The organism is Photobacterium kishitanii, assembly GCF_000613045.3.
In the GTDB taxonomy this organism is placed as follows: Bacteria; Pseudomonadota; Gammaproteobacteria; order Enterobacterales; family Vibrionaceae; genus Photobacterium; species Photobacterium kishitanii.
Window position 1 is genome coordinate 3,060,866 of sequence record NZ_LN794352.1, and the last position, 17,348, is coordinate 3,078,213.

16 protein-coding genes are annotated in these 17,348 nt (G+C 39.8%); 10 read left to right on the forward strand and 6 right to left on the reverse strand.

Annotated features, from left to right (window positions below; all coding sequences use genetic code 11):
• Nucleotides 1–74: 74 nt before the first annotated feature.
• The gene (gene dusA, locus PPBDW_RS14130) at nt 75–1,055 is read right to left on the reverse strand and encodes a tRNA dihydrouridine(20/20a) synthase DusA (protein WP_045043750.1); all 981 of its coding nucleotides are present in this window, start codon (nt 1,053–1,055) and stop codon (nt 75–77) included.
• Between the two features lie 512 nt (nt 1,056–1,567).
• Between dusA and PPBDW_RS14135 the strand changes: the two genes are divergently transcribed.
• Nucleotides 1,568–2,341 (forward strand): hypothetical protein, encoded by a 774-nt coding sequence (locus PPBDW_RS14135; protein ID WP_036788788.1) that lies wholly within the window; start codon nt 1,568–1,570, stop codon nt 2,339–2,341.
• A gap of 400 nt (nt 2,342–2,741) precedes the next feature.
• On the opposite strand, the gene PPBDW_RS14140 is transcribed toward PPBDW_RS14135, so the two are convergent.
• Complete coding sequence (locus PPBDW_RS14140; protein WP_036788790.1) at nt 2,742–4,622, reverse strand: ATP phosphoribosyltransferase regulatory subunit; 1,881 nt, start codon at nt 4,620–4,622, stop codon at nt 2,742–2,744.
• 209 nt (nt 4,623–4,831) lie between these two features.
• On the opposite strand from PPBDW_RS14140, the gene hdcC reads away from it, so the two are divergent.
• From hdcC to PPBDW_RS14175, 7 genes are all read left to right on the forward strand, one after another.
• Nucleotides 4,832–6,199: a histidine-histamine antiporter gene (gene hdcC, locus PPBDW_RS14145; protein WP_107186938.1), complete on the forward strand. Its 1,368-nt coding sequence runs from the start codon at nt 4,832–4,834 to the stop codon at nt 6,197–6,199.
• A 59-nt stretch (nt 6,200–6,258) separates the two neighbouring features.
• Nucleotides 6,259–7,401 (forward strand): histidine decarboxylase, encoded by a 1,143-nt coding sequence (locus tag PPBDW_RS14150; RefSeq protein WP_036788792.1) that lies wholly within the window; start codon nt 6,259–6,261, stop codon nt 7,399–7,401.
• Nucleotides 7,402–7,584: 183 nt separating this feature from the next.
• Nucleotides 7,585–8,856: a histidine--tRNA ligase gene (hisS, locus tag PPBDW_RS14155; RefSeq protein WP_036788794.1), complete on the forward strand. Its 1,272-nt coding sequence runs from the start codon at nt 7,585–7,587 to the stop codon at nt 8,854–8,856.
• A 189-nt stretch (nt 8,857–9,045) separates the two neighbouring features.
• Complete coding sequence (locus tag PPBDW_RS14160; protein WP_036788796.1) at nt 9,046–9,384, forward strand: hypothetical protein; 339 nt, start codon at nt 9,046–9,048, stop codon at nt 9,382–9,384.
• The gene (locus PPBDW_RS14165; protein WP_036788798.1) at nt 9,363–9,740 is read left to right on the forward strand and encodes a helix-turn-helix domain-containing protein; all 378 of its coding nucleotides are present in this window, start codon (nt 9,363–9,365) and stop codon (nt 9,738–9,740) included. Before PPBDW_RS14160 ends, PPBDW_RS14165 begins: the two co-directional genes overlap by 22 nt.
• Nucleotides 9,741–9,924: 184 nt before the next feature.
• Nucleotides 9,925–10,377 (forward strand): zinc uptake transcriptional repressor Zur, encoded by a 453-nt coding sequence (gene zur / locus PPBDW_RS14170; protein ID WP_036788800.1) that lies wholly within the window; start codon nt 9,925–9,927, stop codon nt 10,375–10,377.
• Between the two features lie 219 nt (nt 10,378–10,596).
• Entirely contained in the window at nt 10,597–10,803 is a 207-nt protein-coding gene (locus tag PPBDW_RS14175) for a cold-shock protein (protein ID WP_036788802.1), read from the forward strand.
• Nucleotides 10,804–10,893: 90 nt separating this feature from the next.
• Here PPBDW_RS14175 and pgi read toward each other — a convergent pair whose 3' ends face one another.
• On the reverse strand, nt 10,894–12,546 hold the full coding sequence (gene pgi / locus PPBDW_RS14180; RefSeq protein ID WP_036788804.1) for a glucose-6-phosphate isomerase: 1,653 nt from the start codon (nt 12,544–12,546) through the stop codon (nt 10,894–10,896).
• Nucleotides 12,547–12,804: 258 nt separating this feature from the next.
• On the opposite strand from pgi, the gene PPBDW_RS14185 reads away from it, so the two are divergent.
• Nucleotides 12,805–13,227 carry a secondary thiamine-phosphate synthase enzyme YjbQ gene (locus PPBDW_RS14185; RefSeq protein ID WP_036788989.1) on the forward strand — a complete coding sequence of 141 codons (423 nt, stop codon included), beginning with the start codon at nt 12,805–12,807 and terminating at the stop codon, nt 13,225–13,227.
• Nucleotides 13,228–13,290: 63 nt separating this feature from the next.
• Here the strand turns inward: PPBDW_RS14185 and alr are convergent, their stop codons facing one another.
• Nucleotides 13,291–14,370: an alanine racemase gene (gene alr, locus PPBDW_RS14190; protein WP_036788805.1), complete on the reverse strand. Its 1,080-nt coding sequence runs from the start codon at nt 14,368–14,370 to the stop codon at nt 13,291–13,293.
• Between the two features lie 26 nt (nt 14,371–14,396).
• Nucleotides 14,397–15,794, reverse strand: a complete 1,398-nt coding sequence (locus PPBDW_RS14195) for a replicative DNA helicase (protein ID WP_036788807.1) — start codon at nt 15,792–15,794, stop codon at nt 14,397–14,399.
• 230 nt (nt 15,795–16,024) lie between these two features.
• Between PPBDW_RS14195 and PPBDW_RS14200 the strand changes: the two genes are divergently transcribed.
• Nucleotides 16,025–16,783 (forward strand): DUF481 domain-containing protein, encoded by a 759-nt coding sequence (locus PPBDW_RS14200; protein ID WP_036788991.1) that lies wholly within the window; start codon nt 16,025–16,027, stop codon nt 16,781–16,783.
• A gap of 75 nt (nt 16,784–16,858) precedes the next feature.
• Here PPBDW_RS14200 and rplI read toward each other — a convergent pair whose 3' ends face one another.
• Entirely contained in the window at nt 16,859–17,311 is a 453-nt protein-coding gene (gene rplI, locus PPBDW_RS14205) for a 50S ribosomal protein L9 (protein ID WP_036788809.1), read from the reverse strand.
• Nucleotides 17,312–17,348: the final 37 nt, after the last annotated feature.

Here is a 17,348-nt window from a genome sequence, read left to right on the forward strand (position 1 = left end):
TTTACCATTTATTCGTTAATTTAACCTAACACTCAGTCAAATTCACCACATCAATAGATTAAATTATAATACTGTTACACATCCAATTCAGCTGGAATTTTGGCTAACGCTTGTTGCACCACTTCAATACCAGCACCTGGCTTATGTGCATTCTCACTAATATAGCGACGCCATTGACGTGCACCAGGCATACTTTGGAATAAACCTAACATATGACGAGTAATATGACCTAAGTATGATCCATTGGCTAATTGACGCTCAATATAAGGATACATCGCTTCAACCACTTCACGACGTTTCATGACTGGACGATCACTACCAAATAAACGCTGATCGACTTCAGCCATTAAATACGGGCTTTGGTATGCTTCGCGTCCCACCATTACGCCATCTAAATGTTGCAGATGTTGTTCCATTTCTTCAAAGGTTTTTATGCCGCCATTGATTGCCATCGTTAACTGAGGGAAATCTTGCTTTAGTTGATATACGCGTGGGTAATCCAACGGCGGAATTTCACGGTTTTCTTTTGGGCTCAAGCCTTTTAACCATGCTTTACGTGCGTGAATAATAAAATTATCACAGCCGCCTTTCTCTGAAACTGTCGTAATAAAATGGCTCAAAAACTCATAAGAATCTTGTTCATCAATACCAATACGCGTTTTAACGGTAACGGGGATATCTGCCACTTCGCGCATTGCTGCCACACATTGCGCTACTAGCTCGGCTTCACCCATCAGACACGCACCAAACATACCGTTTTGTACTCGATCTGACGGACAACCAACATTTAAGTTAATCTCATCGTAACCACGTTCAGCGGCCAACTTAGCACAGCGAGCAAGATCAGCCGGATTTGAACCACCGAGTTGTAGTGCCAATGGATGTTCTTCTTCGTTATAAGCAAGGAAATCACCTTTGCCATGAATAATCGCACCTGTCGTCACCATTTCGGTGTACAACAACGCGTTTTTACTCATTAAACGATGGAAGTAACGACAATGACGATCAGTCCAATCCAGCATCGGTGCAACAGAAAAACGAGTTGATGGGTACATATTACAACATTCCTTACATATTAAGTGGTTACGGCAAATACCACTTAAGGGTATTGCAATATACTTCATCCAATTTCGGCTTTTTAGCAATAAGGGACGGATGATAAACAGTTTAGAAGGTATGAATTACCCCCTAAAATATCGTTTGAGGCGCGGATTCTACCTTAAAATAGCTATCGCCACCATGGTTAGCCTAAAACGCAAAAAACGCTCGAAACTCAAACAGAGAATCTCGAACGCAAAAATATTATTTACTTTAATCTTAGCATTTAGAATCTGGTGATCATGCAACTTACCTAATCACTTTTAGACGACATCGACTTATTTATAGTTACGAGCAAACTAACAGTAGATAAAAATAATGAACACCACCATACCTAACAAAAAATACACAATAAAAGCAAAATATCACTCGCACGTTTATAACAATGATCACGGTTATCTTAATTATAAGCACCTATTATACATATGCATATAATTGCACTTGTAATTATCTTATAGAGTGGTTAATCATGAAAAAAATATCTTACGCTATCGCAGCTTTGCTATGTGGTGCAGCACTAACAACAGCCTATGGTGTGACTGCCCATGAATTCGTCTACAACCCAGATTCAGCTCAACGCACCAATACTAATATGCCGACATTAGCGGCTAATATGGAAAGTATTCGATACTCTGATCTGTTATATGGATTCCAACTAAATATTAGCGTCAACGGGGCGAACCTTAATACAACCAATGTAAATACGATCAAAAACGCCACTCACCTTTCAAGTCCCAATGTTGTGCGTCCTTACCGTGTTGCTAATAATACCATTAGCTATCGTATTTCAGGTGAACATGATCTGCGCGCAATTAACTTTGTCACCTTAACCCTAGATCAAGCCGTGCTATCAGCACCACAAAGCTTATCAATTACCTTGCCAGTATTTCATGATATAACCCCACCAGATCAACCTCATGAAGATGCAAACACCATTGCCGCACTGAATGTTGATAGTGTTAATGCCACCGACTTTTTAAATGGTTCAGGTAAAGTATTTACTGTAACGCTAGCGCAGGGCGCATTTTTACCGGGCTGTTCAGATGCCATTGCTCATAGCATTATGAATACCAGCAATGTGCAAGGTATTGTCAGAATTTGGCGCAAAACGGCTAACCAAGTAGAATTTGTTGTCGAAGGTGGTCATTACCAAACTAATGCCGGCAACTGGAATTTTGAATTGGGTCCTGACACCAATACTCTAAATCAAACGCTACATATTAGTGCACCAATCAATCATTAATCTGCTGCTATAAATACTTGATAACAAAAAAGGCCTTGAACATTTGCATATTCAAGGCCTTTCTCAGAATTCTTGTAAGCTATAGGTTAATGATTAACCTTATCGCTAGACTTACTTTGTCATGTTACCGCTTTTGTACATTGTAGAGAATACAGGCGTGTAAAGTGCAACGATTTTATTAATGATACCAGACATTTTTTTACCTTAAGAATTAAGCTTTTTATGTATAACCATTGCCCAATTAGTAAATATTTAAGGCGTCGGTCATGTTTCGTTGGGCGTCATTATAGGTATTTTAAATCACTTGAGAAATGAAAAAAAATACCACTTAGGCATTAGTTTTTATAATGCTAAGGTCAGAGAGTATTTATTGTTAATCATGACCAACACACGGCTTTAATTACGCTTGAATCAAACGCGATATACGGGCACGAACAGCGTCTAATGATAATCCTATTTCACGCTGTTCTTTACATAACAGATCAATATTATTCAGTTCATCACTATGAATAATAACAATAATATTATTTCTTTTTTTATTCGCATTAGTCTGGCGTTTAATTGCTAATTGCTCGGTGCAATCTAGCACGACTGCAATACCAGGAAAAGATTGTCTTAACTGTCGACAGACATTAAAACCTAACGCACCATCAATATGATGCTCAGGAATAACAATAATTTTATAATCGTTATATTCATCGGGACGATGACCCGTCGCCACTAATAACTTGATCACATTATCTAACATAAAAGCAAAGCCACAGGCATGACTGGGCTGCTGCATAACTTGAGTCATAAATTCATCGTACCGCCCACCGCGACATAACAAACTGTCTGGAGCAATATGTTCTCCATGCCATTCAAATAAAATATCGGAGTAATGCGAGGCTGGATATAAATGCGGAGTAACAACATAAGGTAATCCCATATTATCTAACAGTTGCTGTAACTGCTGAAACCTACCTTTTGCTGCTACCGTTAAATAATCACCTAATTTAGGCGCTAATTTGATAACGGGTTCAAGTTCGAGAGGATAATCGACTAATAGATACTCTGGCGTTGTCTGTAGCCATGCTTGTCGTTGCTGATCGAATAAAATAGCGTAGGGTTGAAAATAAGTTGTCAACGCATAACGAAACGCAGCAAATTCATCTAGACTACCAATATAATTAATTCGTAACTCAACTTCTTTATTGAGATCTAACACCTTAAATAACTCATATTGAAGCTGTAACTGCTCAGCGACAATTGCATCATCTTCCCAGCCAAAAGCTTCAACACCAACCTGAACATATTGTTCAAGCATGTCATGTTGTTCAGAAGTATGCCGAAAAATAGGCCCCTGATACCAAACTTTACTGCCCTGAAGTAATTCAGAATGCTGGTTTACAAATTGTAAACAACTTAAAGAACCATCACTGCTTAAAATCGTTTGATGATTATAAGACGCTAACCGCTGAGGCTGCATCGAAAAATTTAATAATTCAGGTGAAAGTGAAACATCTTGAATCAAAGGTAATTTAATTTCGATATAACTGTATTGTTGGCATAACAAGCGGATCTTAGTTTCAATAAAGTTCAGCTGTTGTTCTGAAATATTATAATTCTTACGCGGACGACCACGTTTCCTTGGGCGAACATTACCTTGGAGTTGATTTTCGAGTTGTTGACAAAACTTAGCCATCCCCAAAAGAGTATTTTGTCGAATACAATCACTGATACGCTGCAAAATATAATGACTTATAGGTTTCTGACTAAAACGCCGATAAGCATCCCCCCGTTGCAAGGCTGTTTTACCGAGTAGATTATATTCCGCATGAGGAGTAATACGCGATAATGTCGTTAATCCAGCATTATGGCGATAACTACTCCAAGGGTAATCCGCTGCAGCCACCGTCAATAACATGCCACCTGATTCAATGTAATGCATACAAGGCAGTAAATAATTTTCCGGCTCAACCAAACAACTTTTATAACGCCCTTCCCATAAGCTGCCACTACGCTGATATTTCTTATTAAAATAAGGTACATAGCGTCTACCTACGTGCTGAATAATTGCACCAATATTTTCTTTTTCATTAGGAGTTATTAATAAAAGAGCATTGGCAGCAAATAGACAATAGCTATGCAAATCACCACCATAACGCGTGATTGCATTATCTATACACTGCAGAAAATAGTCATGGTCATCATCGTCAATAAAAAGTTCACTCTTATTATGCCCCTGCAATTGTACGATTTGAGGCAACCCTAGAATAAATAACCGCTCTTTTCTTGGCATGATTCATTTCCCAAATCTATAACAATTCTTTATGAAAAAACATGATACCCACAATAAAAGGGGACAGGGTCAAATTAATCGATTCTGAACAAAAATCAACCAAAACTGGCTGCAATTAAAACTTTTGCAAAAAAAATAGTGATACAGGTCACACTTTTAGTGAGGTAAAACTTTACTATTCCCTCATCAAATCAAACGAGGAAATAGAGATGGCTGCCGGACATTCCGATTCAAGCACCATGAGTGCAAGCTCCGCCAAAAAAATGGGCGTAGTCGCATTAACCTTAGTTACCGCATCAAACATGATGGGGTCCGGGGTATTTATGCTACCCACCAACCTTGCAGGGGTTGGTTACATTTCACTATGGGGTTGGCTTATCACCATTGTAGGTGTTATCGCACTTGCGCTTGTGTTTGCCAAAACCAGTCTTTTAACACCAAGAAACGGCGGCATCGTTGCCTATGCAGCTGATGCTTTTGGTCCTTTTGTTGGCTTTCAAAGTACCATTTGTTACTGGATCAGTGCCTGGATAGGTAACGTTGCACTACTCGTCGCGGGTATTGGCTACCTAAGTTACTTTTTCCCACAACTTACAGATCCAAGTATAGGCTCTGTGGTTGCCATTGTTATTTTGTGGGGCTTTATTGCTTTAGCAAGCCTTGGCGCTCAAGCAGCAGGTCGCGCTCAATCATTTACTGCAATTTGTATGCTAGTTGTTGTGTTAGGCGTGGGTATCGTTGGTTGGTTCTGGTTTGATCCAAAGATGTTTACTCAGGTTTATAACGGTACTGGCGAAAGCAATTCGCACGCAATTTTATCAGCAGCATCAATTGCACTATGGGGCTTCCTTGGTGTTGAGTCTGCAGTAGTTTCTAGTGGTCAAGTTGAAAATCCTGAAAAAACAGTACCAAAAGCAACTGTATATGGTTTGCTGATTGCATCAGTATGTTACGTCGGTAGCTGTAGTGTCATTATGGGTCTAGTACCACATGAAGAGTTAGTTAAATCAGCGGCACCATTTGCTGATGCTGCGCGCTACATGTTTGGTGACACTGCCGGTACCATCGCATCAATCCTAAGTATCATTGCTTGTTTCGGTTCAATCTCAGGTTGGTTGATTCTGCAATCAGAAGCGCCACGTGCAGGTGCAGAGCAAGGTTTATTCCCTCAGTTCTTTGCTGCTGTAAACCGTAATGACGTACCAATGAAAAGTTTAGTATTCACCGGTGTTCTTATGAGTGGTGTACTACTAATGACAGCATCACCCGATCTTGCCGATCAATTCCAAGTTGTCATTCTAATGTCAGTATTTGCTTCACTACTGCCTTACATCTACGCCGTTATTGCGCTGCCAATCATCATGATTGCCAAGAAACAAAACAAAGGTGGTAACTTCGTGATTTACAGCATTCTGGTCGTTATTGGTATGGCTTATAGCTTATTCGCCATGCTTGGCTCAGGTGCAGACTCCATGTACTGGGGTGTAGTAATGGTGATGCTCACTATTCCGCTATATAGCTTTATTGCCGCAAAACGCCATAAAAACGGCGAGAAAGTTCTTTATTTAAAAGATTAATTAGTTAACTGACAATTATTTAAAAGTATCAATTAAACAAATTTATTAGGATATATATCATGACATTATCAATTGAAAATCAAAATAAACTTGACGAATTTTGGGCTTACTGTGTAAAAAACCAATACTTTAATATTGGCTACCCTGAGTCAGCAGATTTTGATTACACCATTCTAGAACGCTTTATGCGCTTCTCAATCAACAACTGTGGTGATTGGGCCGAGTACTGTAACTACCTCCTTAACTCGTTTGATTTTGAAAAAGAAGTGATGGAATACTTTGCCGATCTTTTCAAAATTCCATTTGAAGATAGCTGGGGTTATGTCACTAATGGTGGTACTGAAAGTAATATGTTTGGTTGCTACCTTGGTCGTGAGCTTTTCCCTGATGGCACCTTGTATTACTCAAAAGATACTCACTACTCAGTAGCTAAAATCGTCAAACTACTACGTATTAAATCACAGCTTGTTGATTCATTACCAAATGGTGAAATTGATTACGATGATCTAATTAGTAAGATTAAACAAGATGACGAAAAGCATCCGATTATCTTTGCCAATATCGGCACGACAGTACGTGGGGCGATTGATGATATAAGTAAGATTCAAGCGATGATTGGTGAGTTAGGTATTAAGCGTGAAGATTACTATATTCACGCTGATGCCGCATTAAGCGGTATGATCCTACCTTTTGTTGATGAGCCACAAGGGTTTAACTTTGCTGATGGTATTGACTCTATTGGTGTCTCTGGCCACAAAATGATTGGCTCACCAATCCCATGTGGTATCGTGGTAGCAAAAAAACGCAATGTTGATGCAATTTCAGTTGAGATTGATTACATCTCTGCTCACGATAAAACCATCACTGGTTCACGTAATGGCCACACACCATTAATGATGTGGTGTGCGGTGAAATCACACTCACATGCAGACTTTAAACGTCGTATTAATCGTAGTCTTGATTTAGCACAACATGCGGTACAACGCCTACAAACTGCTGGTATTAACGCATGGTGTAATAAAAACTCAATCACAGTAGTATTCCCTTGCCCATCTGAAGCGGTTTGGAAAAAACACTGCCTCGCAACATCTGGTGGTCAAGCACACCTTATCACCACAGCACACCATCTTGATGCATCAAAAGTCGATGCGTTAATTGATGATGTAATTAAAGATGCTAATGGCGAAATGATTGCAGCATAAAAAAAGCGGTAGTTCACTACCGCCTTTGTGAATCGATATTGCTGGTGCCTATTCCACTATTTACCAGCAATATCACACCTAACGGCTATTATCTAATACCATTAAATACAGTAGTTATTATAAATGTATTTCTCACGATAGAGGAAATAAATAGCCGATAATACAATATAAGTAGGGTTTCCTATGAAAAATAACATTCAATCAATCCGTGGAGTATCTGATATTTTACCAGAACAAACACCGATTTGGTTATGGCTAGAATCGATTATAAAACAAGTGACCCATAGCTATGGTTATCAACAAATTCGGCTACCTATTATTGAACCTCTAGCCTTATTTGAGCGCGCTGTCGGTGAATCAACCGATATAGTTTCAAAAGAAATGTACAATTTTGTTGATAAAAGTGGCGAACATATCACCTTACGCCCAGAAGGAACCAGTAGCTGTGCGCGTGCCGTCATTGAACACAATATGTGTTATAACAGCACTCAACGATTGTGGTACCAAGGCCCAATGTTCCGCTATGAAAGACCTCAAAAAGGACGTTTACGCCAATTTACTCAATTTGGTGTTGAAACATTTGGTATGGCAGGGGCAGACATTGATGCTGAATTAATTTGTATGTCTTACGATATTTTCAAAGCATTAGGCGTCGACCAACACATTGCCCTTGAAATTAATTCACTGGGTACAACTTCAGAACGCCAAGTTCATCGCCAACACCTAATCACCTATTTTGAGCAACATCGGTCATTATTAGATCAAGATAGTCTTACCCGCCTCAGCAGTAATCCATTACGTATTCTAGACAGTAAAAACCCCGACATGCAGGACATGATCAATGAAGCACCTCAGCTAATTGATTTTATTGGTGAAGATTCTCTAGCTCATTTTAATAAGCTGCAATATCTACTTGACCAAGCAGGTATAAGTTACACCATCAATCCACGTTTAGTGCGTGGTCTTGATTACTATTCAAAAACAGTGTTTGAGTGGATAACTGATAAGCTTGGTTCACAAGCTACCGTTTGTGGTGGTGGCCGTTATGATGGGTTAATCGAACTGTTTAGTAAAAATGCCTTACCTGGTTCAGGGTTTGCTATCGGGATTGAACGACTATTGTTATTAGTCGAAACGCTAGGGCTTGATAAAGGCATAAATAATGATCCTGACATTACTATCACCACTGAATCACCACAACAAAATGAAAAAGCATTAGTGGTTGCCCACAACATTCGCCGTCAATTACCAAAACTTCAAGTACTTACCGATCTAAGTCATAGCAAAATAAAACGCCAACATAATCGTGCCTTAAAAACAGGGGCTAAACTCATTATGACCCTCAATGATAATGATCAAGTTGGGTTATGGTATCCAAAAACTAATCAATCACTAACCGTTGATATTAATAATGTGATGATTACCATCGGCGAATATCTTCACCAACTAAAGTAGTACTAACAATCAATGTGCAGCTACATTGATGTAGCCGCACACTGCTCGCACTAAAACATGTAATATTTAACCCAAAAACTTTAATCTCTCATTAATTTTTGCCATTAATGCCAAAAAGCATCGTTACATTACTAGCTAACCATAACCATTCGATTATTATTCCGCTTTTAATGCAATAATGAGCATAATATGTTAAATGAAAAACTTCCTAAGTTTTTATTTGTACTTGGGTTATTAGGCTGGATAACAGTATTAGTTTTAATTTTAAAGCCTGTTGATAACAGTGAATTAAATACCCTTAAACAACAGCAACTCGTATTAACAACACAAGTGAAAGATATTCTTATTAAAGAAGTTGACGCTGTATACTCAAAGTGCAAAAAGAGCAATGCACTAGGTGAGAAAATCAAATGGAATGGTCAATTTCATCTTGCTGAAAAATACTGCCAAGATCCTATCATCAGCAACGATATCAGTAGCATGGCTAAATGTAAGGAAATTAAACGTTGCAAAACACCGCAATTATAGTTGCTGCTGAGGTTATAATTTACCTCATTCTTGTCACTTATTATCTTTATGCAAGAAAAAAGCTTCATGCGCACCTGTATTTGAATAAACGTCAACGGACGGTTTATTTAGGCAATAAACCGCTGTTAAAACTCAAAGGTCGATCGTTAAATTACCAATTACTCTGCTACCTGTTTGAGAATCCAAATAGAGCGATTCCTAAGCAAGAGTTAATTGATAACATTTATCGTCGAGATATCTATTTAAATAAGTTAGTGGCAAATATTAACTTACCTAAAGATATGAAAGATAAACTATTCTTAATTGAGGATGACAGCCTAAGTTTTTTAAGTGCTCATATAAATCATCCTAACTAGCTGCAAATATGAATACCACTAAGATTCATGAATATAAAGACAAGCCATAACTTAGGTTATGGCTTTTTATAACGTGATCATTAACACGGAATCCCCTTCCTCACCACGGTTCCTTGCTAAGTGTGAGTATGTTTTTAGATAGCTGTGATAAAATAACAACTTAATGACGTTTTTTTGAGGCTCTATGACGGTTCAAACTCAACTGCTAGCCAAAGCACAACAGCTCTGTGAGCAACGCGGGGTAAGACTGACTCCCCAGCGATTAAAAGTACTGGCACTGATCATTAATCATCATAGTTCTATCAGTGCTTATGAGTTACTTGATTTACTCAAAGCATCAGAACCCCAAGCTAAACCACCGACGGTTTATCGCGCCTTGGATTTTCTGTTAGCACAAGGGTTTGTTCACAAAGTCGAATCAACTAATAGCTATATTGCTTGTTGTGTACTTGGCCATGCTGATCATTGTTCACAACTATTAATTTGTGATAAGTGTGGTTTTGTTGAAGAAACCCATGATGATGAACTCGCAAAATTTTTACGTATAAAATCAGAACAGTATGGTTTTATGATCAAGCATCACGTGGTTGAAAGCCATGGTGTTTGCCATAAATGCCAACAAACGACTAACGAATAAATCAGCTCTAGTGCTATTACTACAAGTGATAGCACCACCTCATCTTTCTAATCTGAATTAACATAATTAGCCACGCGATTAATTAACGTTAGCTCGAACATAAAAGCACAATAAAAAACTACTCATTGTCATGAATTCGATCTAGACTTAATCAGTCATAAGCATCTAGTTACCTATTGGCTGTGACTACTATTATTAGTCTATAAGGGAAAGACGTACATGAGTAAACTGACTGGAACCGTAAAGTGGTTCAACGATGATAAAGGTTTTGGCTTTATTTCTGCTGCTGATGGTAAAGATGTATTTGTTCACTTCAGTGCCATTCAGGCGCAAGGACGTAAAACATTACGTGAAGGCCAAAGCGTTGAGTTTATCGTAACTGATGGTCAGAAAGGCCCTCAAGCTAGCGATGTTATCGCGCTATAATTGAGCGGACACCAAAAATAAAAAACGCCGCAATCGTGATGATTGCGGCGTTTTATTTTATCAGTTAACTACGCTAACCAATAATAGGCACTATACGCGCCATTGTTTAAATGCATTGATCAGACCGTTAGTTGAACTATCGTGACTAACCACACTTTCAGCGTTGTTTAGCTCTGGCAAAATTTGGTTAGCGAGTTGCTTACCAAGTTCTACGCCCCACTGGTCAAAGCTAAAGATGTTCCAAATAACACCTTGAGTAAAGATTTTGTGCTCATACAACGCAATTAATGCACCTAATGTATATGGCGTAATTTCTTTAAGCAAAATAGAGTTAGTTGGGCGGTTACCTTCAAACACTTTAAATTCAGCTAACTCATCAATTTCTTGTTGTGATTTACCTGCGGCAACAAACTCAGCTTCTACTGTCTCACGGCTCTTACCAAATGCTAATGCTTCTGTTTGAGCAAAGAAGTTAGCCATCAGTTTAGGATGATGATCACCTAATGGATTATGGCTAATTGCAGGCGCAATGAAATCGCATGGGATCAACTTAGTACCTTGGTGAATAAGTTGGTAAAACGCATGCTGACCATTCGTTCCTGGCTCACCCCAAATAATTGGACCTGTTTGATAATCCACAGGCTTACCGCCACGATCAACATACTTACCATTAGATTCCATGTTACCTTGCTGGAAGTAAGCTGGGAAACGGTGCATGTATTGATCGTAAGGAAGGATTGCCTCAGTTTCAGCACCATGGAAGTTATTGTACCAAATACCGATTAGCGCCAAAATTACAGGTAACTTTTGCTCAAGTGGTGCTTGAACAAAATGATTATCCATCGCATGGCCACCTTCAAGTAACTTAATAAAGTTATCAAAACCAACCGCTAAGCTAATAGAAAGACCAATCGCAGACCATAGTGAATAACGACCACCAACCCAATCCCAGAACTCAAACATGTTATCAGTATCAATACCAAATTCAGCCACTGATTCAGCATTGGTAGAAAGAGCCGCAAAGTGCTTAGCTACGTGAGCTTTATCTTCTGCCATCGCTAAGAACCAATCGCGAGCAGACAGAGCGTTGGTCATTGTCTCTTGAGTGGTAAATGTTTTTGATGCGATTAAGAATAATGTTGTTTCAGGGTTCAAATCCTTCAGCGTCTCAACAATATGAGTCGCATCAACGTTAGAAACAAAGTGCATGTTTAAACGCGTTTTGTAAGCTGATAGTGCTTCAGAAACCATGTAAGGGCCAAGATCTGAACCACCAATACCGATGTTAACGACATCAGTAATTTCTTTACCGGTATAACCTTTCCACTCACCACTTACGATACGGTTAGTGAAACTCTCCATTTTAGCTAATACGGCATTAACCGCAGGCATAACATCTTCGCCATCAACGATGATTGGCGTGTTACTGCGGTTACGTAACGCAACGTGTAATACAGCACGATCTTCAGTACGGTTAATTTTTTCACCGTTGAACATATCCGCAATAGCAGCATCTAGCTCGGTTTCTTTGGCTAATGCAAACAACTTAGTCAAAGTTTCTTCTGTGATCAGGTTCTTTGAGTAGTCCAATAAAATATCAGAACCAAACTGAGCAGAAAACTTGGCAAAACGCTCGCTATCATTAGCAAATAAATCACTTAATTCGAAATCTTGAGCTTGCTCAAAATGGGCCGTCAATGCTTGCCATGCTTGCGTTTGCGTTGGATTAATGTTCTTTAACATAATAATGTTCCCGATGTTGTTATGTTCATCCCTCGAATCATATCGCCTTCGAAAGATCCTCGATCTATGCCATTTAACCTAGCATGCTAGGTGTCTAATAATAATGCTATCTGTTACAACCAATTATGACGTTAAAATAACATTATCGTCATTGCGTCAAATCACGAAAATATAACTGCATCATACCTGTATTTATCATTAAGATGATAATGGTAATCACTAATTAAACTAAAAGGTTTCACCGATAGGTAAATGGCTATGTGGTATCAAAAAACGATTCATCTTACTCCGAGAGCCCGTGGTTTTCATCTAATAACCACTGAAATAGAGCAAAATATAGAAATAATTCAATCATTAAAGGTTGGTATCGTACATTGCTTTATTCAACATACATCAGCAAGTTTAACCATTAATGAAAATGCAGATCCAACCGTTCGTAATGATATGGAAGCACATTTTAATCATACCGTTCCTGAACGAGCTGCTTTTTATCAACATACCTACGAAGGTGATGATGATATGCCAGCGCATATCAAAGCGTCATTGCTCGGTAATAGTATTAGCATTCCAATTACTGATGGCCAACTCGCTTTAGGAATATGGCAGGGTATTTATTTAGGCGAGCATCGAAATCACGGTGGTACACGCCGAATAGTGATCACAGTTCAAGGTGAAGAATAAATAACAGATAAAAAAAGCCGCGAGTTAAATCGCGGCGATTACAATTATTCGTCATTAATTCAACTATGAATAGGTCATAGCCACTCTAGGAGTCAGCTTGGTCATTAATTCATAGGCGATCACACCGGTATATTGCGCCACCACTTCGACAGGTAAGCCTTTACCCCATAAAATAGCTTCATCACCAACTTTATCAGTCGCATCAGGTCCAAGATCGACCGTTAGCATATCCATCGAAACGCGACCTGCCGTTGGTACAATACGGCCATTAACAACCACTGGAGTGCCGTTTGGCGCACAGCGTGGATAGCCATCACCATAACCGATAGCAATAACACCGACTTTGGTATCACGTTCACTGGTCCAAATACCACCGTAACCTACTTGCTCACCTTTTTTGACTTCACGCACCGCAATTAGGCTTGAGGTTAAGGTCATCACTGGCTGTAAGTTATAGCTTGATGCCATGCGATCTAATTCATTAAATGGCGACACGCCATACATGATAATACCTGGGCGAATCCACTCAAAATGACTATCAGGCCACGCTAAAATACCCGCAGAAGCAGCAAGTGAACGCTCACCTTGATATGGCTTCGTGAGTGCTGAGAAACAGGAAATTTGCTTTAAGGTAATATCACTGCTTAAATCATCAGCATTACCAAAATGACTAATAAAACGCAGTGGCTTAGCGACATTATCGCAGTCATGCAACCGTTGCATAAATTGTGGAACTTGTTCTGGACGCAATCCAAGGCGATGCATACCTGTATCTATTTTAACCCATACTCGTACAGGCGCATCTAGCTCTGCTTGCTCAAGTGCTTCAAGTTGTTCAATTGAATGCACCACGGTATGAATATTATTAGTCACTAATACAGGCAGATCAGTTGGCGCATAAAAGCCTTCTAATAATAAAATTGGCTTCACAATGCCACCAGCACGCAGCGTTAACGCTTCTTCTATTCGTGCCACACCATAAGCATCAACATTGGCTAGACTTTTTGCCACGTCTAACAACCCATGTCCGTATGCATTGGCTTTAACAACCGCCAAAATTTTACTATTTGGTGCCTGCAGGCGGATTTGACTCAAGTTATGTGCCAAAGCTTGGGTATCAATATGTGCAGTTGCAGCTTTCATCCAATATCCTAAATAATTTTTAAGGCTTACTCTTCATCAAAAGCAGGACCAGCATAGTTATCAAAGCGAGAGAACTGGCCTTGGAAGGTTAAACGTACAGTACCAATTGGACCATTACGTTGTTTACCTAAGATGATTTCAGCAATCCCTTTAAGGGCACTGTCTTCGTGATAAACCTCATCACGGTATATAAACATGATTAAGTCCGCATCCTGCTCGATGGCGCCAGATTCACGCAAATCAGAGTTAACAGGACGTTTATCTGCTCGTTGCTCCAACGAACGGTTAAGCTGAGAAAGAGCAACAACAGGTACATTTAATTCTTTCGCTAATGCTTTTAGCGAGCGTGAGATTTCGGCAATCTCTAGAGTACGGTTTTCTTGTAAACCCGGCACACGCATCAACTGTAAGTAGTCAATCATGATCATGCTAAGACCACCATTATCACGTGCAATACGACGCGCTCGTGAACGAACTTCTGTTGGGGTTAAGCCTGAACTATCATCAATGAACATATTCTTCTTTTGCATCAGAATACCCATTGTTGATGATATCCGCGCCCAATCTTCATCATCCAACTGCCCGGTACGGATCTTAGTTTGATCAACACGCGATAATGATGCCAACATACGCATCATAATTTGTTCGGCGGGCATCTCTAACGAAAAAATCAACACTGGTTTTTCTTGATCCATTGCGGCATTTTCACATAAGTTCATCGCAAAGGTGGTTTTACCCATCGATGGACGTGCGGCAACAATAATCAAATCCGACCCTTGTAGGCCCGCAGTTTTTTTATTGAGATCAGTAAAACCGGTTGAGACACCGGTAACGCCGTCTTGCGGTGATTGATAAAGCAACTCGATACGCTCAAGAGTACGCTCTAAAATAGTGTCTACGTTTTGCGGACCTTCTTTATCATTGGTGCGCTGCTCAGCAATGGCAAAAACTTTGCTTTCCGCCATATCCAGCAAATCTTCACTGGTGCGACCTTGAGGATCATAACCAGCATCCGCAATTTCATTGGCGACCCCAATCATGTCTCGGATCAAGGCTCGTTCACGCACAATATCAGCGTATGCTAAAATATTGGCCGCTGACGGCGTATTTTTAGCCAATTCAGCAAGGTAAGCAAAACCACCGACATCATCCAGTTTATCAGACCGCTCAAGATGCTCAGACAAAGTGATCAAATCAAGTGGCTGTCCACCTTCCAATAAGGCTGCGGTTGCCTCAAAAATAATCCGATGAGGGCGGCTGTAAAAGTCTTTAGCAACCACTTTCTCAGCAACAGTATCCCAACGCTCATTATCCAACATTAAACCACCAAGTACTGATTGCTCAGCCTCAAGCGAATGCGGTGGCATCTTAATGGCGTCCATTTGATTATCTTTTAATTGTTTCGATTTACGATTATCTGTCATAGCAATTGTGCATTTACCAAAACCAAGAACGGAGCTCGACAGTATAACCTATCCCCTGCTTCTGAGTAGCTATAAACCATTACGATTGCTCACTAGCAAGAATAACAATTATCCTCCTTTTTTGGTTTACCAACAGTAAGACGACAATTCCTAACCAAAAGTTGACAAATTTAGGCTAGAATGCGGCGCTCATGTTTCTCTCTTTACACGACCCTGCCAGCGGAGGACTTTTGGCAAGATATATACTCACATTACTTTTGCTTGCCACTACAGCAGCCAACGCTAGTGAAGAACCGACAACTGCAACACCGAATGAACCATCACCTTTAACAAGCAGTATTGGTTTAGGCTACCAATCCTTATCAGGAAATTCAGACTCTCAAACCCTGAATGGCAATATTGCAGTTACATATACCAAAGGGCGCTATCAAACTAACGGCGATGCCAAGTTTATTATGGCTAAAAAAGACGGCCAAGAAGACAAGCGTAAGATGTCGATGAGCTTAAAGTCAAAGCGTATGATCCGTGACGGTTATTACTTTTATGGTAATGGTAGCTATGTTGATGACCGCTATGGGCCTTATTATGCAGATTCACTGGTTTCAACGGGTATCGGTTACCGCTTATTTAGCTATGAAACTTTTCAAACTCTAGTCGATATTGGTCCTGGCTTTCGTCACCAAGATCCTAATCTCGATGAAATAAAAAGCGACAGTATTGTTAAACAAGAAGTCGTCAATGAAGTGGTACTGCAAAGTACGGTCGACATGCAATGGAAGCCGCTTAAAACCCTGACACTAAGCGCTAAATTCAATGTTGTATCAGGAAAAAGTAACACTACACTTGAAAGCTCATTCAATGCTACCAATGCCATCACTGATAATATTGCTTTAAACCTCGGCTATACCCAAACTTATTATTCTTGGGTACCTGAGGGCATGAAAAATTCCGATACCACCACCACGATATCGCTAATTTATACGCTTTAGTCGACAAATTCCTAAATAACAGGCATAAAAAAACCAGCCCGAAGGCTGGTTTTTTACTATTAAAGCTAAAAGCGATTACTGAGCAGCAACAACGTTTAGTTTAACAGTTGCGAATACGTCTGAGCTTAGCTGAACGCTAACTTCAAATTCGCCAGTCGTACGTAGTGCACCTTCAGGTAGACGTACTTCACTCTTAACTAGTGCTACGCCAGCTGCAGAAACTGCATCAGCGATGTCACGAGTACCGATTGAGCCGAATAGTTTACCTTCGTCACCAGCTTTAGATGCAATAACTACACCTTCAAGTACGTTTAGTGCTTCAGCACGTGCTTGAGCAGCAGCGTGTTGCTCAGCAACTTTAGCTTCTAGCTCTGCACGACGTGCATCGAACATTTCAACGTTCGCTTTAGTCGCCATAACTGCCTTAGCTTGTGGGATAAGGAAGTTACGAGCGTAGCCCGCTTTAACGTTAACCTGGTCGCCAAGGCCACCTAGGTTAGCGATTTTATCAAGTAGAATAACTTGCATTATCTTGTCCTCTATAAAGTTCTAAAAACGACTGCCG

Bases quoted from the DNA above. Each gene is read 5' to 3' on its own strand.
- dusA (WP_045043750.1), bottom strand. From the start codon at position 1,055: ATGTACCCATCAACTCGTTTTTCTGTTGCACCGATGCTGGATTGGACT.
- PPBDW_RS14185 (WP_036788989.1), top strand. From the start codon at position 12,805: ATGTGGTATCAAAAAACGATTCATCTTACTCCGAGAGCCCGTGGTTTT.
- PPBDW_RS14195 (WP_036788807.1), bottom strand. From the start codon at position 15,794: ATGACAGATAATCGTAAATCGAAACAATTAAAAGATAATCAAATGGAC.
- alr (WP_036788805.1), bottom strand. From the start codon at position 14,370: ATGAAAGCTGCAACTGCACATATTGATACCCAAGCTTTGGCACATAAC.
- PPBDW_RS14150 (WP_036788792.1), top strand. From the start codon at position 6,259: ATGACATTATCAATTGAAAATCAAAATAAACTTGACGAATTTTGGGCT.
- hisS (WP_036788794.1), top strand. From the start codon at position 7,585: ATGAAAAATAACATTCAATCAATCCGTGGAGTATCTGATATTTTACCA.
- PPBDW_RS14175 (WP_036788802.1), top strand. From the start codon at position 10,597: ATGAGTAAACTGACTGGAACCGTAAAGTGGTTCAACGATGATAAAGGT.
- zur (WP_036788800.1), top strand. From the start codon at position 9,925: ATGACGGTTCAAACTCAACTGCTAGCCAAAGCACAACAGCTCTGTGAG.
- PPBDW_RS14140 (WP_036788790.1), bottom strand. From the start codon at position 4,622: ATGCCAAGAAAAGAGCGGTTATTTATTCTAGGGTTGCCTCAAATCGTA.
- PPBDW_RS14160 (WP_036788796.1), top strand. From the start codon at position 9,046: ATGTTAAATGAAAAACTTCCTAAGTTTTTATTTGTACTTGGGTTATTA.
- hdcC (WP_107186938.1), top strand. From the start codon at position 4,832: ATGGCTGCCGGACATTCCGATTCAAGCACCATGAGTGCAAGCTCCGCC.
- rplI (WP_036788809.1), bottom strand. From the start codon at position 17,311: ATGCAAGTTATTCTACTTGATAAAATCGCTAACCTAGGTGGCCTTGGC.
- pgi (WP_036788804.1), bottom strand. From the start codon at position 12,546: ATGTTAAAGAACATTAATCCAACGCAAACGCAAGCATGGCAAGCATTG.
- PPBDW_RS14135 (WP_036788788.1), top strand. From the start codon at position 1,568: ATGAAAAAAATATCTTACGCTATCGCAGCTTTGCTATGTGGTGCAGCA.